Here is a 23481-nt window from a genome sequence, read left to right on the forward strand (position 1 = left end):
AGGTGGCCCTATTCCCCTCCCTTCCAGGGAGGGGAGTTACGAGGATGACCTGGCCCTACCCCGCCGCGGCGGGGTCAGGACAGGACCGGCACCATGCCGAAATGCTGCTGCCGATAGGCGCGCGGCGAGCATTCGAAGCGGGCGCGAAAGCTGCGCGCGAAGTGCGGGGCGCTGTTGAAACCCCAGGCAAAGGCGATCTCGGTGATCGAGTGGCTGTGCCACGCCGGATCGCGCAGCTGACGGGCGCATTCCTCCAGCCGGCGGCGCAGGATATAGGCCGAGGGCGGCTCGTCGCTGACCGAGAAGATCATCCGCAGATAGCGATCCGACAGGTTGAGCTTGCGCGCGATCAGCGACGGCGTCAGCTCGGGATCGCGCAGATTCTCCTCGATGAACAGCTTCACCTTCCAGAAGCGGCCGGACATGATCGCGGAGGCCGACTTCCATTGATCGACCAGCGGTGCATAGGAGCTGGCCAGCACATCGAGCAGATGGCGCCCGGCGCGATCGCGCACGTCGGCGCTGAGCTTCCCCTCGTCCTTCGAGGCGAGGTCCATCGCCATCGCCGCCGCCGTCGAAGCCAGGCTTTCGTCGCGGTGCAGCTTCACCCCGCAGAGAAAATCGGGAGTCGGGATCGTCTCCTTGAGCAGGTCGGTCGGCACGCGGAAGAGGATGAGTTCGCTCGTGTCGCCATGCTTCAGTTCATATTGCGCATTATTGTTGCACAACGCGAAGTCGCCTTCGTCGAGCGCGATCTGATTGCCGTAATGGTTGAAGGACGTATGGCCCCGGACCTGCAGGATGAAGGTCGACATACGCTGCGAGCGGCCACTGAGCTCCTCGGCATAGCGGCGGACCTCCATCCAGCCGCACCGCATCAGGATCATCTCCATCTGCCCCAGCTCGATGGCGCGATTCACCGGATCCGGGACGCGGGTATAGATGGCGAAGTGCGTCCGCTCGCCATGGACGAATTCGTTATAGACGGTCGGAACCAAGCTCCGGCTCTGCCAGGTCGTCTCGGGGGTGCGCGTCATCGGCCTTGCCCTCATCCTCACCATGGGCGCCTGTTAACGCCACGCCCCATGATAGGTTACGAGAAGCGGTCCGCCAATCCCGATATAACAATCCCTGCATATCCCGCCGACACTGTGCCTTTCCGGTTCAGCTGAGCGCCCGCGCCACGACTTCGCCGCGCCCCGTCAGCCGATAGGCGCTCGACGGCGGGAAGCCGGCAACCAGATCGCGCGCGACCAGATCATGCGCGATCAGCGCCTTGAGACTGGCCGCGACCGCGCGCGGCGTGGCGCCCTCCATGGCGCGCTCAAGGCGATTGAAGCGCGCCTCGCCGCCGCCGATCAGGCGGAGCAGCGGCAGGGACCAGCGCGTCACCGCCTGCGGCGGCATGCCCGCCTTGGCCTGCGCCGCGACGATCGCCCGGCAGGCCGAGCCGATCGGCCGGCCCGCCTCGGTCAGCAGATAATCGGGCCGCAGCGGATGGCCGTGGCCCGGATTGGGCATGATCCAGCCCTGCGCGATCAGCGCGGCGAGCGTGCGCCGCAGGCTGTCGCGCGGCGCCCCGATGCGATTGGCCATTTCCGCGAACCGCCCGCCGCCCCGCTCGGCCATGTGGGCGAGCACCACCACCGCCCAGCGATGCTTGCTGAGCGCCTGCAGCAGATCGGGCGAAAGATTTGACGACATAATAGAGCTACTATACTTTCCGTCATGTTAGCTCAAGGGTCGAGTCGGATCGTTGGGGCGGATGGCGAGCGCGGCGGTTCGGGCTCGTGCGATCCATCCGGCGGGACGGTCGACGACGGCAGCATGGCAAAGCGCACGCAAGTCGGACAAAGGCGAAAGGGACAGAGATGGCACTGGAATTGGATGGCGGACTGACGCTGGCGATGCGCTCCACGGATATCGAACGCAGCATCGAATGGTATCAGCGCGTGCTGGGCTTCACCCTGTTGTATCGCGCCGAAGAGATGGCCTGGTGCGAGCTGCAGACCGGCGTCGCGCGCGTCAACCTCGGCTTCAGCGAGTCGGAGAGCGTCGGCGCGGACGGCGGCGCCATCCCGACCTGGGGCGTTACCGATATCGTCGCGGCGAAGGCGAGCATTGCCGCCCATGGCGTGCGCACGGACGGCGACATCCAGCACATTCCGGGCATGGTCAAACTGCTGACCTTCTATGACCCGGACGGCAACGCCATGATGTTCTACCAGACCGACGGCGCCCCGGCATAACCCATCCGGAGCACTGGCCCGGCGGACCTAGCTGACCAGGGCCGCCGGCGTCACCATGGTCGGGCCGTCATCGACATGAGCGACCTGTTCCTCGGCGGCGCGGGCAATGTCCTGAGCCTTTTCGCCGGCCTGCTCGATGATCGTGCGCGGCTGCGGCAGGACGCTGGTCATGAGGGCGAGATTGCTCTCGAGCAATTCCATTCCGATCTGAGCGGGCATCATCCAGATGCGGAAAAGCGGCTCGAAGCTGGTGCCGGTGCTGGTTTCCGGCTGAAGCGTGGTGGTCATGGAACGACTCCTCTCAACGCGGCAATCACTGAATACAGGATGCCTGCCTTCAGGGACAGTTTGACGACGGACCACTGATCGCGTTTTCGCCACGCCGGCCTGCCGAAGCGAAGGCCGGGGGAATACCTCGGCGAAAAACCTCTCCGTTCGTGTCGAGCGAAGTCGAGACACGCACAGGACAGCGCTCGGCGTGTCTCGACTTCGCTCGACACGAACGGGATCGAATCCCCATCCATCCCACAGCGACGACGCCTAGCGCTCCAGATCTTCCTTCAGCTGCCCCAGCATGCCGACCGCACGCGCCGCGTGCGGGCCGATCCAGCGCTCGTGGATCGCGTGGATCGGCAGCGGGTTGAGATGGTTCCAGCGCTCCCGGCCGCGCCGCACGACCGTCACCAGATCGGCCTCCTCCAGCACCTTTAGATGCTGCATCACCGTGCACCGGTCGAGCTCGGGAAAATGGGCGCACAGCATGCCGGTGGTCAGCGGCTGATCGCGCAGATCGTCGAGAATCTGCCGGCGCACGGACGCCGAGAGCGCCTTGAAAATCCGGTCGTGCGTGTCGGCAATTGACATGTTATATATTTATAACATAATTGACGGCGACTCAAGAGGAGATGCGCGATGGATCTCAAATTCAAGGTGGCGATCCGGGTCGCCCGGCCGGTCCATGAGGTGTTCGAGGCGGTGGCCGATCCCGATCAGCTCTCGCATTATTTCACCACCGGCGGCGCCAAGGGCCGGCTGGAGACCGGCGCGACGGTGATGTGGGATTTCCACGACTTTCCGGGCGCCTTCCCGGTCGAGGTGGTCGAGGTCGTGCCGGATGCCAGGATCGTGCTGCGCTGGGCCGCCAATGACAAGTCAGCGTCGACGCCCTACCAGACGCAGGTCGAGATGAGCTTCGAAGGGTTGGACGATGGCCGCACCCTCGTCTCGATCAGCGAGCATGGCTGGCACGAGACGCCGAGCGGCCTCGCCACATCCTATGGCAACTGCATGGGCTGGACCCAGATGATCTGCGCGCTGAAGGCCTGGATGGAGCATGGCGTCAATTTGCGTGAGGGCGCGTTCAAATAGCCGAATTCCCCAGATTTTACAGGAACGGCTCGGTTCCCTAACGCGTTATGACACCGAAAGGAGCCGATCATGGACATCGAGATTCACAAAAGCACGGATGATGCGCGCGCGGGCAGCACACCTCACATCGTCCGCTACGTTCTCGCTGTATCGCTGTTTCTTGCGATCCTGGCGCTGGCGGGACTGTTTCTGTGGGGCACCACGCAGGGCTGACCGTCACCGGTCGATGATTCGAAACCTGTCGGGAGGGCGGCTCCGACAGGATTGGTGAGCCGGTTGCGGGATCGGCTGTGGACGCAGGCCGGCGACCCCGAAACAAAGGTTTAACTCGCGCTTGCTAAGCCCGGGTTTGGTTGGGAGTTGTTCCAACGTTCAGATTTCATCTGATCGCGCGCAACCCGGGGGCTCTGAATGCAAGACGGCAGCGAGACCGGCCAGGCCGACCCAGCGTCCGCGGCGGATGGCGATCCAGCACGGAGCGTGCGCGAGGTGCCGCTCTGTGTCGATCTGGACGGCACACTGACATTAACCGACCTGCTGCACGAGGGCGCGGTGCGTTATTTCAAGAGCTCGCCGTTCGCCATCTTCCACATGCTGTTCTGGCTGCTGCGCGGCAAGGCACATCTCAAGCGGATGCTGGCCGAACACGCGGTCATGCGCGGCGATCTCCTGCCCTATCGTGCCAACCTGGTCGCATTCCTTGAGGAAGAACGGGGACGCCAGCGCGAGATCCATCTCGTCACCGCCTCGCCGCAAGCCTGGGCCGATATGGTCGCCGGCCATCTCGGCCTGTTCGACGGCGTGATCGGCACCACTGCCGAGAATCTCAAGGGCAGCCGGAAGGCGGCGATGCTGGTCGAGCGCTACGGGCATCAGGGCTATGACTATGTCGGTGATCATCCCGCCGACCTAACGGTGTGGAAAACGGCGCGCACGGCCCATTCGCCGGGCCGCGCGGGCGCAGCCTGGCCGCGCAAGCGACCGGCGCCGCGCCGGGCCAGGTGTTCGACGGCGGCATGAGCTCGACTCTCAAGGGCCTCGTCAAGGCCGCTCGGCCTCATCAATGGTCCAAGAATCTGCTGCTCTTCGTCTCGATCACCGCGGCGCATCAGCTGTTCAATTTCGGCGCGCTGATCAACGTCGTGATAGCCTTCGCCAGCCTGTCGCTGATGGCCTCGGCCACCTACATGATCAACGACCTGCTCGATCTCGATGCGGATCGCGCCCACCCCCGCAAGCGCAAGCGGCCCTTCGCGAGCGGCGCCGTCAGCATCGCGGACGATATCAAGGCGATCATCGTGCTAGCGCTGGTCGCCATCGGCCTGGCTGCCCTGCTACCGCCCTTCTTCGCGGTGCTTCTGGCCGTCTATGTCGCCACGACGCTCGCTTATTCTTTCCGCCTCAAGCGCGCCGCGCTGGCCGACGTCATCACCCTCGCCGGCCTCTACACGCTGCGCATCGTGATCGGCACGGCGGCGGCGGGCATTCCGATCTCGACCTGGCTGCTCGCCTTCTCGATGTTCTGCTTCATCACTCTCGCCATCGCCAAACGCTGCGCCGAGCTCACCGGGACGCAGGTCGATCCCAACGCGAAGATCGCCGGACGAGGCTATTATGGCGCGGATATCGAGGTGCTGGCAGGCATGGGCAGCGCCAGCAGCTTCTGTGCCTCGCTGGTGCTCTGCATCTACACCTCCCAGCCCTATGTGCTCACGCGCTATTCCAGCCCTGCGCTGCTCTGGCTGCTCTGCTCCGTGATGCTCTACATCCTCAACCGCATCCTGATCTTGGCGCGGCGCGGCCACATGGACGATGATCCGATCATCTTCTGCGTGCGAGACAGGATCACGCTCAAGCTGCTCGCCGTCTCGGCCGTCATCGTCGTCGCGGCGGCCCTCGTGCATCTTCCTGTGGATCTGATCGCCAATGTCTGACCCGCGACCGGACCTCAACAGGGGAAAACAGTCCATGACCGTCGCGCTCCTCCTGCTGATCCTCCCCAGCACGACGTTCAACGCCTTCGCCCAAATCGCGCTGCGCAAGGCGATGCTCGTGGCCGCGCCGGGCATGCCGCCGCTGACCGGTCCGGTGGCGCTTGGCCTCCACCTCATTACCAGTCTTTATCTTTGGGGCGGGCTGCTGCTCTTCGGCGGCAGCATCGCTGTGGCTGGGCGTGCTGGCGCGCGTTCCCGTCTCGGCCGCTTATCCGATGGCCTCGCTCGGCTATGTCGTGGCGGCGGCGACCGGCGTCATGCTGCTGGGCGAGACGGTGACGCTGGGCCGTGCCATCGGGCTCGTCGTGATCTGCCTCGGCGTGTTCATCGTGGGACGCACGGTCTGACCTGCAACCTTGCGAGGGCCTGACTTCCACAATATCGATGCTGCATTGCGGACAGGGGTGACGTCTTGACGAACAGATCCATCAGCCCGGCACGACCGGCCCTCCTCCCTTGGGCTGTGCTCATCGCCATCCTCGCTGTGCTCGTCGGCGCCAGCGTCGGCATTATGGCGGACGCGCCCTATAATGACGATTTCGCCTATCTGACGAGTGTCCGCTGGCTGCACGAAGCCGGCGTGCTCAAGTTCACCAACTGGCAGTATATGACTCTCGTCACCCAGACCGCGCTCGGCGGCCTGTGGACCTTCTTCTTCGGCTACTCCGTCCACGCCCTGCGCATCCTGACGCTCGTCATCTGGGCCGTGGGGACAGTCGCGCTGGTCCAGGCGCTGCGGTCTGACAACTGGGTCAAGACGCTCATCCTCCTGTCCGCCGCCGCGCTCAGCCCGATGGCGCTGGTGCTTGCCACCTCCTTCATGACCGACATCTATTACTGGGCCTTGATCATCGTGGCGATGACGCTGTTCGCGAGCGGCCTCGAAACGGATCGCCGCGCCGTGCTCATCGCCAGCTGGGTGGTCCTGTTCCTCGCAGTGTTCGTGCGGCAGGTCGCCCTCCCTGTCGCCGTCGCCTTCGTCATCGCGGATCTCCTGAAGAACGGCTTCAGCCGCTCCGTGCTCGTCCGCTCGGTGCTGCCGCTCGCGCTGATCGCGCTGGCCTATGCCCTGTCGGTGAAGCTTGCTGCAGCCACCATCGGCCTGCCGCGCGATTTCACCGATTCGACCGCCGCGATCTCCCACATGCTGCGCGATCTCATGATGCTGAAGCTCGGCGCGTTGCGGCCCTTTTTCAACGCCTGCATCCTGACTTCGGTCTATGTCGGGCTGTTCTTCATCCCGCTGTTCCTGGCCGGCCTGGTCGGGATGATCCGCCTGCCCTATCCGCGCCTGACCGCTGCCGGCACGATCGCACTGGGTGCGCTGCTGTTCGTCTGCTTGGCGCTGCTGGTGAAGCAGCCGCTGCCATCGGCGGGCAATCTCATCAATCTCTACGGCCTAGGACCGCGCAGCGACTGGCGGGAACTGGGCTCATCAGTGCCGCCGGTCTGGTGGGCAGTAACGGTGCTTGCCAGCCTTTCCGGCGCCTTCCTGGTGACGGCCATTCTTTGCGAAATTGCGTCGATCCTGCTGACCGGCGGATGGCGGGCCCTGCGCGGGCAGTGGCGCCCGCTGATGTTTCTCGTCGCAGCGGTGCTGGGCAATGCGCCATTGATGGTCGGCTATGCCGCCTGGTTCGATCGCCATCTGCTCGCCCTTCTGGCGATGCTGGGGATCGGCTGCCTCTCGCTGCTGCGCTTCGCTCCCGTGTCGGCGCCGCGCACCGCCGTCCCGGTGGTTCCGGCCTTGCTCGGTATCCTCCTGTCGATCCTGCTGCTGCATGATTTCGGCGCCTGGCAGCGCGCGACATTGCAAGGATATGCTGCTCTGCAGGCGCATGGCATTGCCGCGTCACAGGTCGACGGCGGCTTCGAGATATCGAACCATGTCCTGCACGCGGCTGCCCGCGCGGATCAGCCCGCCCCGGACGTCCTGCATCTGGAGGTCCGGTCGCGCCCCTGCCAGGTCACGGATCTTGAAACGACGCGGGCGGGAGGTGCCATTGCCGGCATCGTTCCGATCGAGCGCTGGCTGCCGATCGGCCCGGCTGCCGTTTCCTATCGCTGCGGCGAGTTCACCGGTCCCGACGTCCCAAGAGCCGCAGCCGTAGCGCATTGAGCTTGATGAAGCCGGCCGCGTCGCGCTGGTCATAGGCGCCCGCATCATCCTCGAAGGTCACGACCTTCTCGCTGTAGAGGGAATAAGGCGACTTGCGGCCGACCACGATGACATTGCCCTTGTAGAGCTTGAGGCGCACCGTGCCGGTGACCTTCTCCTGGCTGTGATCGATCGCCGCCTGCAGCATCTCGCGCTCCGGGCTGAACCAGAAGCCGTTGTAGATGAGCTCGGCATAGCGCGGCATCAGCTCGTCCTTGAGATGCGCGGCGCCGCGGTCGAGCGTCAGCTGCTCGATGCCGCGATGGGCGAGGTGATAGATGGCGCCGCCGGGCGTCTCGTACATGCCGCGCGACTTCATGCCGACGAAGCGATTCTCGACCAGATCGAGCCGGCCGATGCCATGCTTGCGGCCAAGCTCGTTGAGCGCTTCGAGCAAGGTGGCGGGCGACATTTTCCTGTCGTTCAGCGCGACGCCGTCGCCGCGTTCGAAATCGACGGTGATATATTCCGGCGTGTCCGGCGCATCCTCCGGATTGACGGTGCGCGAATAGACATAGTCCGGCACCTCCTCCCACGGATCCTCGAGCACCTTGCCCTCCGACGAGGTGTGCAGCATGTTCGCGTCGGTGGAGAAAGGCGCCTCGCCGCGCTTGTCCTTGGGCACCATGATCTGATGCTGCTCGGCCCATTCGATGAGGCGCGTGCGGCTGGTCAGATCCCATTCGCGCCAGGGGGCGATCACCTTGATGTCCGGCTGGAGCGCATAATAGCTGAGCTCGAAGCGGACCTGGTCATTGCCCTTGCCGGTCGCGCCGTGGGCGACCGCATCGGCGCCGACCTGCTGCGCGATCTCGATCTGGCGCTTGGCGATGAGCGGCCGCGCGATCGAGGTGCCGAGCAGGTACAGCCCTTCATAGAGCGCATTGGCGCGCATCATCGGGAAGACATAGTCGCGCACGAATTCCTCGCGCACGTCGTCGATGAAGATATGCTCGGGCTTGACCCCGGCATTGAGCGCCTTGGCGCGCGCCGGCTCCAGCTCCTCGCCTTGCCCCAGATCGGCGGTGAAGGTCACCACTTCGCATCGATAGTTGATCTGCAGCCATTTCAGGATGACGCTGGTGTCGAGGCCGCCGGAATAAGCGAGGACGACGCGCTTGATTTGATCAGACATGGCAGATCCTGTGGCTGGGAAAATATGAACGGCGCGCGGTTAACAGGGGGGGAGCCGGAGCGCAACAACTCGCGCAGCCGCGCTCAGTGCATGATGCCCATGGCGAGGAGGATCGCGAGATACAGGATCAGCACGAACAGGCCCATCGCCATGAGCAGACCGGTACGCAGCAACGTGCCCAAGCGGCTGCTGCCATAGGCGCCACGCAGCTGGCGATAGGCATGGAGCGGAGGCACGAAGACGGCGGCCAGCGTGATGACCGACGCCGGCGCGCCGAGCGCGCCCGCGATCGAGAGGACCGTCACCAGCAGCAGCATGAAGGTGATCGAGAAGGTCACGAACACCAGATGATCGTAGAATTTATACTGGCGCTTCCAGAAGAAGAGCAGCCAGACCAGCGGTGTCGAGAGCGGGATCAGCAGCCAGCTATATTTATAGGCGCTCGATTGCAGCCGGTAGAGGAACAGGCCCGGATTCTCGTTCGCGGCCTGAATGCCGTGATCGAGCGTCGCCCAGCCGGTCTTGATGCCGTTGATGAACTGGCCGCTCTCGCGCTCGGGCTTCGAGCCCTCGGCGGGAACCAGGCCGCGTGCGGTCTTGAGGCCGTCAATCTCGTCAACGATGTCGGCACGCGCCTTCGCGAGATCGCTGGCGTCCTGCCCGCGTTTCTTCACGTCCGTGATCTTCGCGTCGACGGCGGCGAGCTTCTTTGTCTGGGCAGCGAGTTGCACGTCGAGATTGGCCCTGGCGTGCGCCCGGTCCGGTGCGTTCACATGCACGTTGCCGATATCGCCGGCGAGGCTGCCGACCACCGCGAACATCAGGAAGGTGCAGAACAGGAACAGCGCCAGCGGCGACACGAATTTGGCGCGCTCGCCCGCGATATAGCGCCGGGTCAGCTCGCCGGGACGCAAGAGCAGCATCGGCAACGTCGCCCAGATCTTCCCTTCGAAATGGAAGACGCCGTGCAGCAGGTCATGCGCGAAGCCGGCGATCGTGCGGTGCAAATGGCTGTTCTGGCCGCAAGTCTGGCAGAAGGGACCGGCCAGCACCGTGCCGCAATTGAGGCAGGCGTCATGGCCCGCATGGCCGGTCTCGCCATGGCCCGGCTCGACCGCGCTTGCAATCACCGCGCCGGTCGCGGCATCGGCGGCGGCTTCCAGCCCTGATGTCATGGCGCGGCGTACCCCCAAAGTCGCTCTTCAGTGGTCCGGTCTAACAGCGGCGGATTGGCCCGGCAACGGCGCGACTGCAAACTGCCCGCAAAAGGATTATGAGGCGGCGCTGGCGCAGCTCCAGCAGGATGAGATCAAGGAATTTGCGGGGGATGTTACGTGTACGCGAGATCGGTTCGCCCAGGATCGGCGCGCCGGCGCCGGCCAGATGCGTCGTCGCCTCGAGGCATATTTCTATTTATTCGGCAGCATTGCCCGCCCGGCCGCCCCGCCTCTCCGGCGCGCGCACATCGAGCGGGCGCGCCCTCTCCCGCATCCGGCGAGGGCTGCATGATCAAATGGACTATTCCAGATAAAGTGCCTTGAGCCGGGCGAGATCGACCTTGGTGACGCCGACTTCCTTCTCGAGATAGGCATCGACTGATCCCCATTTGGCGTCGATCTCATCGAACGCCCCTTTGAGGAAGGGCGTGCCGTCCGCCTCCTGCAGGGGCTGCGGCGTCATATAGGCCGGGTTGTCCTGATAGCGCGAGAAGAGCTGGGCCGCCGCGTCAATGATCGTTGTCAGGAAGCATTCCGATAACGATGAGGCTTCGCGATTTGGCAAGCGACATTGCCGCCAACATCTTGGGTGGGCTGTGTATTCGTGCAACAGGCCGGCACAGATCGTAATGGAAACGTAACAATCTAACCGTCACTGCTTGCCATACGCAAGTTCGCGGTGCTTCTTCCAGCGCGTCAAGTCTCTGATCGAGAGGGACGGCGGGAGGATGTCGTGAGGCTCTGAAACAGAGGAGCCCCCGCCATGACCATTTCAAAGGCCTTTCTCCGTACATCAGCCGCGCTGGCGGCACTCACCTTCACAAGCCTCCCATCGCCGATCTTCGCGCAGGACGCAGTAGCCAGCTCCGCCGAAGAAGGGACCATGATCATCGTGACCGGCTCGCGCATTCGTCGCGATCCGGTGGATGCGGACCAGCCCGTGGTGACCGTCGACAGCCAGGCCATCGCGCAGACCGGCCTCAGCTCGATCGCCGATGTCTTGCAGCGCCTGCCCAGTTCCAGCGGCGGCCTCAACACCAAGGTCAACAATGCCGGCAACATCGGCGGACCGCCTGACGGCACCGGCGTCAGCTCCGGCTCGGCGGAGATCGACCTGCGCTACTTCGGCGCGAAGCGTACGCTCGTGCTCGTCGATGGCCTGCGCTATGTGAACGGCTCGTCGGCTGGCGGCATTCCAGCCTCGGTCGACCTCAACAGCATTCCGGCCAACATGATCGAGCGTGTCGAAGTGCTGCAGTCCGGCGCATCGCCCCTATATGGCTCCGACGCGGTGGCCGGCGTCGTCAACATCATCACCAAGCAGAATCAGAAGGGCCTTCAGGGCTCGGCGCAATTCGGCACGTTCCGGCAGGGCGACGGCCATACCTTCGACGCGAATCTGAGCTATGGTCTGGAGACGGACCGCGTTTCGGTGGTGGGCGGCGTGAGCTATGTGAAGCAGGAAGCTGTCCGCACGAGCGATCGGTCGATCTCCCTGTTCCCAACGCCAGGTGCGACAAGCTGCGCTGCCGGCGGTTGCTCCAGTGCCGTTCCGAACGGCCGCTTCGACGTGCTCGGCCAGAGCCTGACTCTCAAGGCGCCGGTCATTGGCCGCAATTCCGTCTATCCGGCCGATTTCCGCAATTATTCCTCGGCGACCGATTCCTTCAATTTCGCGCCTTACAATTATCTTCTGACGCCGTCGGAACGCTATGGCGCCTTCCTGAGCTTCAAGGGCGAAGTCACCGACAACATCAACTTCCGCACCCGCGCGGTTTATTCGCGCCGGAATTCGACCACCAAGGCGGCCTTCCTGCCCTTGTTCATCGGTCCGGACGCGGGCAACGGCAATCTGCTCGACATCATCTCGGTCGATGCAACCAATCCCTATAATCCGTTCGGCGTCACCCTCTCCTCGGGGGCGGACGGCACGCCGGCCAATTATTCGACGATCCGGCGCCGCTTTGTCGAAGGCGGCGAGCGCACCTTCACCCAGAATGTCGATACGATGTCGGTTTCCTCCACGCTCGACGGCTCTTTCGAGGTCGGCGGGCACAAGTGGTTCTGGGACGTGAACGGCGTCTATGGCATCAACGACGCCCATCAGCTCTTCACCGGAAACCTCAATGCGGCCAAGCTTGCGCAGGCGCTGGGGCCGGTCGCCAATTGCACGGGCGCCTGCGTGCCCTTCAACATCTTCGGAGGGGCCGGGTCGATCACGCAGCCGATGCTCGATTTCGTCACCTTCGACGAGCATGACAAGAGCGAGCAGCGCCTGGTGGATGTCTCTGCGAACCTGAGCGGCGAGTTGTTCGACCTGCCGGCGGGCGCGGTCGGCATCGCGATCGGCTATGAGCATCGCGACATGTATGCCTCCTACACGCCGGACCCGGTGATCGTCGCGGGTCTCGGCGCGGACGTTCCGACCAGTGCCGCGCATGGCCGCTTCAATGTCGATGAAGTCTATGGCGAGCTTCGCGTTCCCGTCCTTTCAGACGTCCCCTTCTTCCAGAAGCTGGAGCTGTCCGGTGCCGCCCGTTATTCGGATTATTCGACCTTCGGCGGCAATACCACGGTCACCGCGTCCGGCCTGTGGAAGCCGGTTGCCGATTTCCTGATCCGCGGCGGCTATTCGGAGAGCTTGCGGGCGCCGAGCCTGGGCGAGCTGTATGCGGGCCTGTCCCGCTTCGACGCGACGATCAACGATCCTTGCACCAGCGCGACCGGCGGCTCCTTCCAGACCAACGCCACCGTTCGCGCCAACTGCATCGCCCATGGCGTTCCGGCCAATGGCAGCTATGCCGAACCGACGGGTGGCCAGCTGGGCGTGTTCACGCAAGGGTCCACCAGCTTGCAGCCCGAAACGTCGAAGACCTACACTGTCGGCGCTGTCTACAGCCCGAAATGGGCGCGGGATTCCGGCTTTGCCAGCGCGCTCAGCCTGGAGGTCAATTACTACCGGATCGACCTCAAGAACGCGATCGACTCCGTGCCGGCGGACTATACGCTCTCGCGCTGCGCCTTCGACAACGACCCGGCCAGCTGCGCCGCGATCACACGCACGTCGAACGGGCAGGTCGCCGGCATCAGCGGTCGCCTGCTCAACCTGAATGGAATCAAGACCGAAGGCATCGACGCGACGTTTAACTATCGCTCGCGCGGCGTGGGCGCCGGCACGATCGGACTGGTCCTGAACGCGGCGTTCCTGCTGAAATATGACGTCATCACGCCGACGGCGACGGGCGCGACGGTCATCCATCGCAAGGGCACGGAACGGGGCAGCCCGGATCAGGCCTATCCCGAGTTCAAGCTCAACGGCACGTTGAGCTGGAATTCACCGATGTTCGGCGCATCGGCGACCGGCCGCTACATCAGCTCGGTGCTCGAGGGCGGCGGGACGAGGATGAGCAGCGTATTCTATGGTGACATGCAGCTTTATTTCTCGCCGTCGTGGATGGATCATCGCACGCGGCTGACTGTCGGCGTCAACAACATCTTCGACCGGGATCCGCCGGCCTGCTTCAGCTGCGACAGCGCCAACTTCGACCCCACCACCTATGACGTGCCCGGCCAGTTCGGCTATCTTCGTCTGTCTTTCGCGATGTAACCATTCACCACGATTTGTGGACGGACTGGAGCCGCTCGCGGAGCGGCTCCAGTCCAACGCCAGCCTGGCGCGGCGTTCGAAGCAGAACCGACCCTCTGCTTGCCCTATCCATCCAGACGGTCCCGACCGATGACTGCGAAGCGGACGCGCTTGGGGTAGCCGCAAAAAATGGAAAAATTTTACGGGACTGGAGAAATGCCGCGTCCTTGACGTCAGGAGAATGACGCGCATGCCATCTGCGGTGCAGCACTTACGCCTGGAAGCGGTGGCAGTCGAATTTCGCGGCCCCCTGTTGCGCTTTTTCCAAAGGCGAACACCAGCTGGCGAGGAAGCCGAAGATCTGGTGCAGGAGGTTTTCAGCCGCCTGGCGCGACAGGATCTCGCTGCCATAGAAAACATCCAGGGTTACATCTTCCGGATCGCGGCCAACGTTCTACGCGACCGTGCGCGTCGCGCCGGTGTGCGCGCCATTTTGGTCCACTCCCCTGAAGACTTCGACATCGAGGATGAGAGTGGCTTCACGCCGGAGCGTATCCTTCAGGGTCAGGAAGCGTTGCAGATCATGGTCTCCGCGCTCTACGAGTTGCCCGAAACGGTCCGGATGGTCTTCAGCCAGTATCATTTTGACGGCGTTGCCCAGGTGGACATCTCGCGACGGCTGGGGCTGTCGCTAAGCACGGTTGAAAAGCACATGGCGAAAGCCAACCGACACCTCCTGCGTCGTCTTCGAGAGGTCATATGAATTTGCCCCGTTATGAAGCCGAAGACCAGGCCGCCGCCTGGGATGCGCGTCTGCGCGGGGCCCGCGCGACCAACGGCAATCACCGTGCTTTTCAGGCGTGGCTGGAAGAAGCGCCCGAAAATCGGGAAGCTCACGAGCGCCTTCAAGCCGCGCTCGCGGCCCTGCGTCTGCACGCCAACCAGCCGGAAATGGCCGCGCTGCGCGACGAGGCGCGCAGCAGCATCCGTTACAGCAATCGTCGACGGCTGTTCGGGGCGGTGGCGGCGATGCTGCTGATCATCCTCGGCGCCGGAATATGGTTCGAACGCGGGCAGGAATGGTCAGCGTTGATGGGCCGTGGCACCGAATATTCGACCGAGAATGACGAACAGGTCAAGGTGACACTGGCCGATGGTTCGGTGGTGACGCTGGACAGCAACACCAGACTGGTGGTGCGACTGAGTCCCTCGCGGCGCGACATCTCCATGATGGCCGGACACGCCCTGTTCCAGGTGGCCAAGGATACCCGTCGTCCCTTTGTGGTCACCGCTCACGATCGGACGATCACTGCGCTTGGCACGTTGTTCGATGTCCGCATTTATCCACGCGGTCTGCGGGTGACACTGGCCAAGGGATCCGTGGCGATCCGTCCTGCCCAATCGCAGATCGGAACGACCGCCATCCTGAAACCCAGGCAGCAGTTCGTTGAGACGGACAGCGCGGAAGCCCCCAACATCCGGGCTGTCGACGCGGAGAAGGCCGTGAGCTGGGCTGACGGCCAGCTGTTCTTCGACAATGACACGCTTGAGGCCGCCGCCGCCGAAATGAACCAATATTCGCCTCGTCACCAGATCATCGTGGACCCCGCCGTCGCCGACATCAGGATCAGCGGCATGTTCCACACCAACGATCCATCGGGCTTCGTCGAAGCGCTGGAGGCGACGCTCCCCGTCCAGATACGCTCCCGGGGTGACGGTCGTATCTTCGTTTCAAGACGGCACGGCTCATCCGATGAGCAGCAGAAAGAAACCCCCTGAAGACTGAATGATCGGTTTGCCCGCTGTTTCGGCGGGCATATCGGGTCGATGCGGGTGGGCCGATCCACTCGCGCATCATCCCGACGAAGCGCGGCGGCATGTCCGCCAAACGGGTCCGAGGGGTCCTATTTTACGTATGCCGCACTGCAACATTTTCTTGCGGGATCGAAACCCTCCTGCGTCTCAATAGACGTGACCGCGACGGGCGCGGCAGGGAGGCTAGGAATGAGCAACAGGGGGCATGTCGCATCATTTGGTTACAGCGCCGCGGCAATAGTGGCGCTTTGTGCCGCCGTGGTACCCGCAGCGGCAGCGGGGCAGGCTCGGAATTTCGACATTTCCGCCGGCGATCTGGCAAGCGCGCTCAACGCGTTCGCGCGTCAGTCCAACCAGGACATCATTTTCCAGAGCAACCTCGTCACGGGGAAACGGACCAAGGGCGTTCGCGGCAGCCTGGAGCCCCGCGCCGCCTTGCAGCTATTGCTGCAGGGCACGGGATTGCGCGTCGATGGCGACGCGGTCCTCTATGTGCGCAAGGCGGGACCGGTCGCGCCGGCGCCGGTGCGGCAACAACCCGCCAGCTTTGCGACCAATGTCGCCATCGCCGCCACGCAGGAAGCCGATAGTGGCGGAGCCCCGGCAGCAGCCGAGCCTGAGGCCGAGCCGACAGCATCAGCGGAAATCATTGTCACGGGTTCGCGCATCGTGCGCAACGGCAATGACGCGCCCACGCCCACGACGGTCCTGAGCACCGAGGCGATCAATGAGCGCTCGCCCGCCAACGTCGCGGACTATCTCAACCAGCTCCCCTCGATGGGCCAGGGCAACACGCCGCGCACGACCACCGTCTATGCCAACGCCACGGGCGGCGCGAACCAGATCAACGCGCGGGGCCTGGGCGTGACGCGCACACTGACCCTGCTAGACGGGCGCCGCGTGGTCGGCTCCGGCATGAACCCGGCGGTGGACATCAACATGCTGCCGCAGAATCTGGTGCAGCGTGTCGACGTGGTGACGGGCGGCGCTTCGGCGGCTTATGGCTCGGACGCGGTTGCCGGCGTCGTCAATTTCATCCTCGACAACAAGTTCACCGGCCTCAAAGGCAATCTGAGCGTCAGCCAGACCGACTATTCCGACGGCCGGATCTTCTCCGGCGACCTCGCCTTCGGCGCGAAGCTCGGCGGCGGGCGCGGCCATGTCCTGCTGAGCGGCAGCTATTACAAGGGCGACGGCATCGATTTCTATGATAGCACGCGTCCCTGGTATCAGCCGGGCCTCGCCACGCTGAGCAATCCCGCCTGGACGGCGACCAATGGCCAGTCCGGCCTGATCGTGCGCAACGATGTCGGCATCACCGCCACGCCCGGCGGCGTGATCTCGGCAGGGCCGCTCAAGGGCATCATGTTCCTGCCGGGCGGGCAGACCGGCAATTTCGTCACCGGCGACATCGTGCAGGGTCTCAACCAGGCCGGCGGCACCTTCGTCGCCGGGTCCAGCTCGCGCGGGTCGCTGCTGCCCTATGACAAGCACTGGAACGTCTATGGCCGGCTGAGCTACGACCTGACCGACAATATCACGGCGATCGTCGAAGCCAGCTACGCCGGCAATGATTCCGTCAACTGGTCGGCCATCTATACGCGCAATCCCGGCACCACCGCGATCACCGTGTCCCGGACCAATCCCTTCCTGCCCTTGTCCGTGCAGCAGGCCATGGACACGGCCAAGGTCACCACTTTCCCGCTGGCGCGCATCTTCTTCGACATGACCAACGATCCCGACAGCCATAACGGCCAGGCGGGCTATTTCCGGCGTCAGGATCGCATCATGGCGGCGCTGGAAGGCAGCTTCGGCAGCAGCGGCATCTGGCACGCTTACTATCAGCGCGGCCACAGCAAGGTCTGGTACACCCGCGAGAACAACATCATCCTCACGCGCTTCAACCAGGCGGTCGATGCGGTGGCCAATCCGGCGACGGGCGGCGTGCCCGGGGTCGCGGTGGGCACACCTGTGTGCCGCTCGACTCTCACGGCCCCGACCAATGGCTGCGTGCCGATGAACATCTTCGGCGAGGGCTCCCTTGGCGCGGCCTCGATTGCCTGGGTTACCGGCGCATCCGACGGTTTGCTGACGCGCCAGGATATCGACTTCTATCAGCATGTCTGGTCGATCGACGGTCAGTACAGCCCCTTTTCGACCTGGGCGGGGGAAGTGTCGATCGCAGCAGGCTTCGAATATCGCAAGGAATCCTTCAGCTCGAGGGCCGACCCGACCTCGCTTGCTTCGGCCTGGAACGTGGGGAACTACAAGGGTGGCGCCGCAGGCTATAATGTGAAGGAGTTCTTCGGCGAGTTGCTGGTGCCGCTGCTCAAGGATGCCCCGATCGCCAAAAGCGTGGAGTTCAACGGCGCGGTCCGCCGGACCGACTATACGACCAGCGGTACCGTCACGACCTGGAAGGCGGGCCTCAGCTGGCAGCTCAACGACGACCTGCGGCTGCGCGGCACGCGCTCCCGCGACATCCGCGCGCCCAATCTGAACGACCTGTTCGCGCCTGCCAGCCAGTTCGTGAACCAGTATCTCGATCGCACCCAGCCCGGCAGCCCGCAGGTGCCGAACTTCACGCTCAGCGGCGGCAACCCAAATCTGACGCCGGAAATCGCCGACACCTGGACAGCGGGCGGCGTCTATCAGCCGCACTGGCTGCCCGGCTTCGCCCTGTCGATCGACTGGTACAAGATCAACATCAAGGATGCGATCACCAGCGTCGGTGCCCAGACGATCATCGACATGTGCTATGGCTTCAATCGGCCGCAGAACCCGGCGGCCTGCAACTCGATCGTGCTGGCGCCGGGCGCCACCAACCTCGTCAACGCCACGATCTACACCGCCGGCATCAATGCGCAGAATGTCGCGGTCGAGGGGATCGACTATGAGGCCAGCTATCGCACGGAGCTTGACGGGATCTCCGAGAAGCTGCCCGGTGCGCTCGCCATGCGCCTGCTGGTGTCGCAGCGCCTGAAGGACGAGACCAATCTGCCCGGAGACAGCCAGCCCGCGACGCTGGGCACCTATGGCAGCCTTAAGTGGAAGGCCTTCATGACGACGACCTACAGCGTCGGCCCGAGCCGCACCACCTTGACCACCCGCTATTACGGCCCGGCCAGCATCAGCAATCAGCCGATGACCTCAAGCACGGGGTATCCGGCCAATTTCAATCACGTCCCGTCGGTCTGGTATTTCGATCTCAACGAGAATTACGACATCAGCGTCGGCGGCCAGAAGGTGACGCTCTACGCCGGCGTGGAGAATCTGTTCAACAAGGCGCCGCCGCCGATCCCCGGCGGCCGCGCCTTCGGCTCGGATGCGCCCTATGACCTGATCGGGCGCACCTATCGTCTGGGATTCCGCTTCAAATATTGAGGACACGTCGCAGGCTCCCACATCCCCAAGCACTGCCTGCAAACCTTATGCCCCGGCGAAAGCCGGGGTATTTTTTGCTGCCGGCGAAGGGAGAGGAGGCTTCGGTTTCTAGCTTGGCATATTCGGGAGGAGGCAGCCTGTCGGGATGCCACGCCGCAAAGGTCACACTAAGGTCACACTATTGCGTTGTTTTTCCGGCGCGGGTCATCGGGCATATTCGCGCTAAGAAAGAGCCGCCCGGGCGAACCGGGATGGCGCAGACTGGCATGGGCGCGCGCTTGTAGGACAGCTTTTCCTGCAACGACAGGCTTTCCCTGTCTGAAGCGCCCTAGCGGACAGCGATGCGGAGGATGCCTGGATCGGAGGCGCGCGATTGGCCGGCGCAGAAGCCGATGTCGGGAGGCGACGGAAAGCAGACCTTCCCTCACTTCCCGTCGTCATTCCCGCGCAGGCGGGAATCCAGTCAACCGAGCGGGTCGAACCCAAGGTCGATCGCAAGATCGCGCCAGTCCGGATTGTTCTGCTCGATCAGATCGAGCTTCCAGGCACGCCGCCACTTCTTGATCTGCTTTTCACGCACGATGGCGTGCTCCATCGTTCCGTGCTGCTCGAACCAGACGAGCATCTTGATGTCATGAGCGGCCGTGAAGCCGCCGAACGTCTCGTCGCGATGTTGCGCGACGCGCTGGAGCAGGTTTGACGTTACGCCGACGTACAGGGTTCCGTTCCGCCGCGAGGCGAGAAGATAGACGAACGGATCGACCTCGCGCGACATCGCAGCGTTGCTACTGGATTCCCGCGTTCGCGGGAATGACGACGGGATTGGTTTGCTCCCCACCTCACCCGGCCACCGAAGCTTACGCACGAACCTCGGGAAGCGGATGGTTCCGACCGCCCCCCTCCCGGACTCGCGACTTAGCGCCCGCGGCGGGGCGGTATTCCGCCGAAGGTGACGATGCTTTCGGCACCGTTGGTGCCCAGCGCCGATACGCCGAGGAAATTGTCGTCGACGATCACGCCCTTGATGACGGCCTGCGCCGTATCGCCCCCGGCCACATCGACATGGTCGGTCCATTCATATTTGTCGGCGCGTTTCCAGTAGATGCGGTAGCCGGTGGCGCCGGTGGCGGGCTTCCAGTCGACCCTGGCGCCGGTCACCACCCGGCCGAAATTGCTCTCGCCGGCAGGGGCTTCGCTATAGGCTGGCGCCAGGGTCACAGCCTCGGGCGCCGCCGGCGCGCTGGCAAGCCGGCGGAGCGTGGCGACATTGATCGCCGTTACCTTGGCCAGATAGGGGAAGTCCATCTTGTCGGGCGTGTCGCCAAAGCCCGGGCGCAGGTCCTGGTGCTGAGCGGCGAAATCTTCAAGGCCGACCGAGAAGCGCACCGCTGCCGGAAAGCCGGCCTCGAGAAACGCCGTGTGGTCGCCGCCGCGGCCGAAGCGGTCCGGACGGCGAACGGTGAGGACGTCCAGCCCGCCCGGAATGGTCTTGGCGACGTCGCGGATCGTCCTAGCGAGCGCGCGCGAGGGACTGTCGTCCTCGGCCCCGCTAGCGCGGCGCACTAGCTGCGTGTTGATCGGCGCCGCCGCCTCGATGCCTTCGGAGAAGACCCGGACGCGGTCGGCGACCACCATCCCGTCGGCCTGGCGGCGCGTGTTGCCGACGATGTCGTTGTTGAGCACCGCGGTCACGGTCCAGCCGCGTTCCTTGGCCGTGGTCGCGAGCAGCCTGCCGCCCAGCAGACCCTGCTCCTCGCCCGAGAGCGCCGCATAGACGATCGTGGCGTTGAACTTCTCCTTCGAGAGCAGGCGGGCGGCCTCGAGCACCAGCACCGTGCCCGAGCCATCGTCATTGGCGCCCGGCGCATCGGCGGTGCTGTTCATGACGTCGGTCACGCGGCTGTCGATATGGCCCATCACGATCACGACACGATTGGGCTCGGTGCCCGGCTGGATGCCGAGGACGTCGACGATATTGACGCCGCTCGGCGCCCGCTCGTTGGTGAAAACGCGCTCGATCATGGAGGTCTGGATGCAGTTGCCGCACTGCTTGCTGATCTTGTCCAGCTCGCTCTGGAACCAGCGCCGCGCCGCGCCGATGCCGCGCTTCGGATCGTCGACAAGGGACGCGCTGTGCCGGGTCCCGAAGCTGACGAGCTTTTCGTCATCGGCCTTCAGCCGGGCTGCGCTCGGCATTTCCTGGGCCGTGGCGACGGTGGACAACAACATGGCCGTGAGGGCGAGGTAGGAGGTGCGCATCAGCTTATCCCTGTTCAGTTGTGTGCGGCGTGGTCTTGCGAGCCGAAAGGACCGATCTCCGGGCGGGGCGACCACCTGCTTCCCCGCCCGTCCGATCGTCAGTTTTCCGAAGGGTCCTCATACTCGAAAGGATCGGTCGGCGCCGGCTGGGTTGGCAACGGTTTGCGGGGCAGCGTCTTTGCGCTGTTCGCCGATTGAAACAGCATGCCGGCCAGCACCACTGCCCCCTGGCGCATATCTTCCGCCTTCAGATGATCGAAGGTGTCGATGCTGGTGTGGTGGACGCGGCTGCCATAATCGAGCGGATCCTGGATGAACTGAAACCCTGGCGCGCCGACCGCCTGGATGTAGACATGATCGGTGGACCCGGTGGACTGGGCCGCCACGCTGTTCGCGCCCAAGCTGGCGAAGGGCGTCAGCCATTCCTTGAGCAGCGGCACCGCGGCGACATTGCCTTCCGCATGGATGCCGCGCAGCCTGCCCGACCCATTGTCGATGTTGAAATAGGCCTTTAGGTCGCCATAGCCCGGCTGCGGAAGGATCGGGAAGCGATAGCGATAGCGCTGCGTTTGCTCCATGCTGCCCTCTGCTCCGGCTCCCGGCGCCAGTGCGCGCTTGGCGAGGTGGGCATCGACCCAGGCCATGGAACCGAGCAGACCCTGCTCCTCTCCGGCCCACAGGGCGAAGCGAATGGTGCGCTTGGGCTTGATGCCAAGCTTTGAGAGAATGCGCGCCGCCTCCATGATCATGGAACTGCCCGCTGCATTGTCCGACGCGCCGTCGCCCGCGGCCCAGCTGTCGAGATGCGCGCCGGCCATCACATAGCCGGCCTTGGGATCCGTGCCGGGGATCTCGGCGACGATGTTGTAGGCATTGTGGTCGCTGTCGTCGAAGACAACGTCGCTGGCGATCTCCAGCACCGGGGCAGGGCCAACCTTGGCGAGGCGGGCGAGGCGTCGATAATCCTCGGCCGCGATCTCGACGCCGGGAAGCAAAGCCTCGTCTCCGACGCGAAACCGGTTGCCCGTGCCGTGCAGCAGCTTGCCGTCGCGCTGGGAAATGCGCGCCCAGGCCACCGCGCCCTCGGCTTTCAGGAAGGCATCGAGCTTGCGAGCGAAACCCGAGTTTGCAAGACGCTTTTCGACCTCGGCTGGATCCCAGTCCGGCGGAGTAAATTTGTCGCGCTTGGCGATGTCTTCGCTCGTCAGTCGTTTGAAGGCCGGCTCACCTGGCTCGCTGCCGTCGCCGGGCATCGATATGAGCACGATCTTGCCGCCGAGCTTGCCACGCCAGGCATCGAAATCGCGCTCCTTCATCATGGGTGCGACGATGACCGGCGCGCTGACAACGCCGTTGGTTGCGGGCGTCCAGGCGACCGGAATGGAGGTCAACGCGATGGGTCGGGGCGAGACCATCTGCGCATGGGCGCTCCTGACCCACCAACCGCGCCCGAAATTGAAACCTTCCTTGTGGACATTGGCGAGGCCCCAGGCCCGAAACTGCCCGGCGGTCCACTCCTCCGCGGCGCGCATCTGCGGTGAATTGGTCATGCGGCCGCCGATCCCGTCGGTCAGATGTTCGGCCGTCTGCATCACCTCGCTGCGGTTGAATCCTTCGTCGATGATGCGATTGAGGTCGTCCGCCTGCTGCGCGCCGGCAGCACCGGGCATGACGGCAAGGCACAACGCCATGACCGCCGCAGAACCATAACCAAACCGCCCGAAACGCCCCCTGTCGATCATTCTCAACCTCCTTGTCGCGCATTGTTGCGCGCACCGCCGCATTTATATTCAATGACGCAGGAGATGCCCGGTCCCGCCGGAAAAATATTGCCGGGTCCGCCATGTCCGGTCCAATTCGGAATGATGGTGCGGGTTGGCCGGATACCATGAAATACCAGGATTGAAGGTGGCCGACAGCGAAGGGCCGGCGTGCGCGGCGACAATGTTCCCGCGTTGTTGGCGACGTCCGTGGACGCTGCAGAATGTTGAAAAGAGAAATAATGGTGCCGGGGACGGAGTCGAATAGGGCACTTAACCAGCTGATAAGCCGTCGAAAAAATTATCGATGAAATCGATCGTACCATCAAAAGTACCATGCGATCCGTATCCGTACGAGGTTCGACTCCCAATTGAGGTGAGGCGGGCCCCAGCTAGGATGAACCGCAATTTTCCCAGATCGTAACGATATATTTTCGGCAAAGTCTGACGATCCGGACTGGCGGCTTTTGGAAATCGAAATCTGGCGGCTGACGTTCAGGATTGGATTCGCGATGATGAATCTTCGGAAAGCGCACCGCAAATTGCGCCGCGTTCC

Annotated in this window: 21 protein-coding genes; 11 read left to right on the plus strand and 10 right to left on the minus strand. The window is 64.0% G+C overall.

Annotated elements, in window-relative coordinates:
• Positions 1 to 74: 74 nt before the first annotated feature.
• Together KK488_RS19630 and KK488_RS19635 are read right to left on the minus strand one after the other, a co-directional pair.
• The gene (locus KK488_RS19630) at positions 75 to 1037 is read right to left on the minus strand and encodes a helix-turn-helix domain-containing protein (RefSeq protein WP_214625412.1); all 963 of its coding nucleotides are present in this window, start codon (positions 1035 to 1037) and stop codon (positions 75 to 77) included.
• Between the two features lie 127 nt (positions 1038 to 1164).
• Positions 1165 to 1704 (minus strand): winged helix-turn-helix transcriptional regulator, encoded by a 540-nt coding sequence (locus KK488_RS19635; protein ID WP_214625413.1) that lies wholly within the window; start codon positions 1702 to 1704, stop codon positions 1165 to 1167.
• Positions 1705 to 1871: 167 nt separating this feature from the next.
• Here KK488_RS19635 and KK488_RS19640 point away from each other — a divergent pair, with 167 nt between their 5' ends.
• A complete protein-coding gene (locus tag KK488_RS19640; protein ID WP_214625414.1) occupies positions 1872 to 2249 on the plus strand; it encodes a VOC family protein in 378 nt (125 codons plus the stop codon).
• 27 nt (positions 2250 to 2276) lie between these two features.
• Here KK488_RS19640 and KK488_RS19645 read toward each other — a convergent pair whose 3' ends face one another.
• Both KK488_RS19645 and KK488_RS19650 read right to left on the minus strand, forming a co-directional pair.
• Positions 2277 to 2537, minus strand: a complete 261-nt coding sequence (locus KK488_RS19645; protein ID WP_214625415.1) for a hypothetical protein — start codon at positions 2535 to 2537, stop codon at positions 2277 to 2279.
• A 252-nt stretch (positions 2538 to 2789) separates the two neighbouring features.
• Positions 2790 to 3113 (minus strand): ArsR/SmtB family transcription factor, encoded by a 324-nt coding sequence (locus KK488_RS19650; RefSeq protein ID WP_214625416.1) that lies wholly within the window; start codon positions 3111 to 3113, stop codon positions 2790 to 2792.
• A 48-nt stretch (positions 3114 to 3161) separates the two neighbouring features.
• Between KK488_RS19650 and KK488_RS19655 the strand changes: the two genes are divergently transcribed.
• The 6 genes from KK488_RS19655 (at position 3162) to KK488_RS19680 (ending at position 7730) form a co-directional block, all read left to right on the plus strand.
• Entirely contained in the window at positions 3162 to 3617 is a 456-nt protein-coding gene (locus tag KK488_RS19655; protein WP_214625417.1) for an SRPBCC domain-containing protein, read from the plus strand.
• 69 nt (positions 3618 to 3686) lie between these two features.
• A complete protein-coding gene (locus KK488_RS19660; RefSeq protein WP_214625418.1) occupies positions 3687 to 3830 on the plus strand; it encodes a hypothetical protein in 144 nt (47 codons plus the stop codon).
• A gap of 198 nt (positions 3831 to 4028) precedes the next feature.
• Entirely contained in the window at positions 4029 to 4637 is a 609-nt protein-coding gene (locus KK488_RS19665) for a haloacid dehalogenase-like hydrolase (RefSeq protein ID WP_214625419.1), read from the plus strand.
• Complete coding sequence (locus KK488_RS19670; protein WP_214625420.1) at positions 4619 to 5551, plus strand: UbiA family prenyltransferase; 933 nt, start codon at positions 4619 to 4621, stop codon at positions 5549 to 5551. The genes KK488_RS19665 and KK488_RS19670 overlap by 19 nt, the downstream gene beginning before the upstream one ends.
• A 161-nt stretch (positions 5552 to 5712) precedes the next feature.
• A complete protein-coding gene (locus KK488_RS19675; protein WP_214625421.1) occupies positions 5713 to 5958 on the plus strand; it encodes an EamA family transporter in 246 nt (81 codons plus the stop codon).
• 65 nt (positions 5959 to 6023) lie between these two features.
• Complete coding sequence (locus tag KK488_RS19680; RefSeq protein ID WP_214625422.1) at positions 6024 to 7730, plus strand: glycosyltransferase family protein; 1707 nt, start codon at positions 6024 to 6026, stop codon at positions 7728 to 7730.
• Here KK488_RS19680 and KK488_RS19685 read toward each other — a convergent pair.
• From KK488_RS19685 to KK488_RS19695, 3 genes are all read right to left on the minus strand, one after another.
• Positions 7687 to 8904, minus strand: a complete 1218-nt coding sequence (locus tag KK488_RS19685; protein WP_214625423.1) for an argininosuccinate synthase — start codon at positions 8902 to 8904, stop codon at positions 7687 to 7689. The genes KK488_RS19680 and KK488_RS19685 overlap by 44 nt on opposite strands.
• Positions 8905 to 8987: 83 nt before the next feature.
• The gene (locus tag KK488_RS19690; protein ID WP_214625424.1) at positions 8988 to 10079 is read right to left on the minus strand and encodes a DUF3667 domain-containing protein; all 1092 of its coding nucleotides are present in this window, start codon (positions 10077 to 10079) and stop codon (positions 8988 to 8990) included.
• 343 nt (positions 10080 to 10422) lie between these two features.
• Positions 10423 to 10584 (minus strand): tyrosine-protein phosphatase, encoded by a 162-nt coding sequence (locus KK488_RS19695; protein ID WP_214625425.1) that lies wholly within the window; start codon positions 10582 to 10584, stop codon positions 10423 to 10425.
• A gap of 300 nt (positions 10585 to 10884) precedes the next feature.
• Between KK488_RS19695 and KK488_RS19700 the strand changes: the two genes are divergently transcribed.
• The 4 genes from KK488_RS19700 (at position 10885) to KK488_RS19715 (ending at position 18906) form a co-directional block, all read left to right on the plus strand.
• Entirely contained in the window at positions 10885 to 13728 is a 2844-nt protein-coding gene (locus KK488_RS19700) for a TonB-dependent receptor domain-containing protein (protein WP_214625426.1), read from the plus strand.
• 220 nt (positions 13729 to 13948) lie between these two features.
• On the plus strand, positions 13949 to 14470 hold the full coding sequence (locus tag KK488_RS19705; protein ID WP_214625427.1) for an RNA polymerase sigma factor: 522 nt from the start codon (positions 13949 to 13951) through the stop codon (positions 14468 to 14470).
• Entirely contained in the window at positions 14467 to 15486 is a 1020-nt protein-coding gene (locus KK488_RS19710; RefSeq protein WP_214625428.1) for a FecR family protein, read from the plus strand. The genes KK488_RS19705 and KK488_RS19710 overlap by 4 nt, the downstream gene beginning before the upstream one ends.
• Before the next feature lie 225 nt (positions 15487 to 15711).
• Entirely contained in the window at positions 15712 to 18906 is a 3195-nt protein-coding gene (locus KK488_RS19715; protein WP_214625429.1) for a TonB-dependent receptor domain-containing protein, read from the plus strand.
• Between the two features lie 463 nt (positions 18907 to 19369).
• Here the strand turns inward: KK488_RS19715 and KK488_RS19720 are convergent, their stop codons facing one another.
• From KK488_RS19720 to KK488_RS19730, 3 genes are all read right to left on the minus strand, one after another.
• Positions 19370 to 19681 (minus strand): GIY-YIG nuclease family protein, encoded by a 312-nt coding sequence (locus KK488_RS19720; protein WP_214625430.1) that lies wholly within the window; start codon positions 19679 to 19681, stop codon positions 19370 to 19372.
• A 140-nt stretch (positions 19682 to 19821) separates the two neighbouring features.
• Positions 19822 to 21165: a M20/M25/M40 family metallo-hydrolase gene (locus KK488_RS19725; protein ID WP_214625431.1), complete on the minus strand. Its 1344-nt coding sequence runs from the start codon at positions 21163 to 21165 to the stop codon at positions 19822 to 19824.
• Between the two features lie 98 nt (positions 21166 to 21263).
• On the minus strand, positions 21264 to 22856 hold the full coding sequence (locus KK488_RS19730) for a M20/M25/M40 family metallo-hydrolase (protein ID WP_214625465.1): 1593 nt from the start codon (positions 22854 to 22856) through the stop codon (positions 21264 to 21266).
• Positions 22857 to 23481 lie beyond the last annotated feature (625 nt).

This window comes from Sphingobium nicotianae, from assembly GCF_018603885.1.
Lineage (GTDB): Bacteria > Pseudomonadota > Alphaproteobacteria > Sphingomonadales > Sphingomonadaceae > Sphingobium > Sphingobium nicotianae.

Bases quoted from the DNA above. Each gene is read 5' to 3' on its own strand.
- KK488_RS19660 (WP_214625418.1), top strand. From the start codon at position 3,687: ATGGACATCGAGATTCACAAAAGCACGGATGATGCGCGCGCGGGCAGC.
- KK488_RS19655 (WP_214625417.1), top strand. From the start codon at position 3,162: ATGGATCTCAAATTCAAGGTGGCGATCCGGGTCGCCCGGCCGGTCCAT.
- KK488_RS19730 (WP_214625465.1), bottom strand. From the start codon at position 22,856: ATGGCGTTGTGCCTTGCCGTCATGCCCGGTGCTGCCGGCGCGCAGCAG.
- KK488_RS19640 (WP_214625414.1), top strand. From the start codon at position 1,872: ATGGCACTGGAATTGGATGGCGGACTGACGCTGGCGATGCGCTCCACG.
- KK488_RS19720 (WP_214625430.1), bottom strand. From the start codon at position 19,681: ATGTCGCGCGAGGTCGATCCGTTCGTCTATCTTCTCGCCTCGCGGCGG.
- KK488_RS19645 (WP_214625415.1), bottom strand. From the start codon at position 2,537: ATGACCACCACGCTTCAGCCGGAAACCAGCACCGGCACCAGCTTCGAG.
- KK488_RS19635 (WP_214625413.1), bottom strand. From the start codon at position 1,704: ATGTCGTCAAATCTTTCGCCCGATCTGCTGCAGGCGCTCAGCAAGCAT.
- KK488_RS19695 (WP_214625425.1), bottom strand. From the start codon at position 10,584: ATGACGCCGCAGCCCCTGCAGGAGGCGGACGGCACGCCCTTCCTCAAA.
- KK488_RS19650 (WP_214625416.1), bottom strand. From the start codon at position 3,113: ATGTCAATTGCCGACACGCACGACCGGATTTTCAAGGCGCTCTCGGCG.
- KK488_RS19705 (WP_214625427.1), top strand. From the start codon at position 13,949: ATGACGCGCATGCCATCTGCGGTGCAGCACTTACGCCTGGAAGCGGTG.
- KK488_RS19715 (WP_214625429.1), top strand. From the start codon at position 15,712: ATGAGCAACAGGGGGCATGTCGCATCATTTGGTTACAGCGCCGCGGCA.
- KK488_RS19630 (WP_214625412.1), bottom strand. From the start codon at position 1,037: ATGACGCGCACCCCCGAGACGACCTGGCAGAGCCGGAGCTTGGTTCCG.
- KK488_RS19665 (WP_214625419.1), top strand. From the start codon at position 4,029: ATGCAAGACGGCAGCGAGACCGGCCAGGCCGACCCAGCGTCCGCGGCG.
- KK488_RS19725 (WP_214625431.1), bottom strand. From the start codon at position 21,165: ATGCGCACCTCCTACCTCGCCCTCACGGCCATGTTGTTGTCCACCGTC.
- KK488_RS19710 (WP_214625428.1), top strand. From the start codon at position 14,467: ATGAATTTGCCCCGTTATGAAGCCGAAGACCAGGCCGCCGCCTGGGAT.
- KK488_RS19700 (WP_214625426.1), top strand. From the start codon at position 10,885: ATGACCATTTCAAAGGCCTTTCTCCGTACATCAGCCGCGCTGGCGGCA.
- KK488_RS19685 (WP_214625423.1), bottom strand. From the start codon at position 8,904: ATGTCTGATCAAATCAAGCGCGTCGTCCTCGCTTATTCCGGCGGCCTC.
- KK488_RS19690 (WP_214625424.1), bottom strand. From the start codon at position 10,079: ATGACATCAGGGCTGGAAGCCGCCGCCGATGCCGCGACCGGCGCGGTG.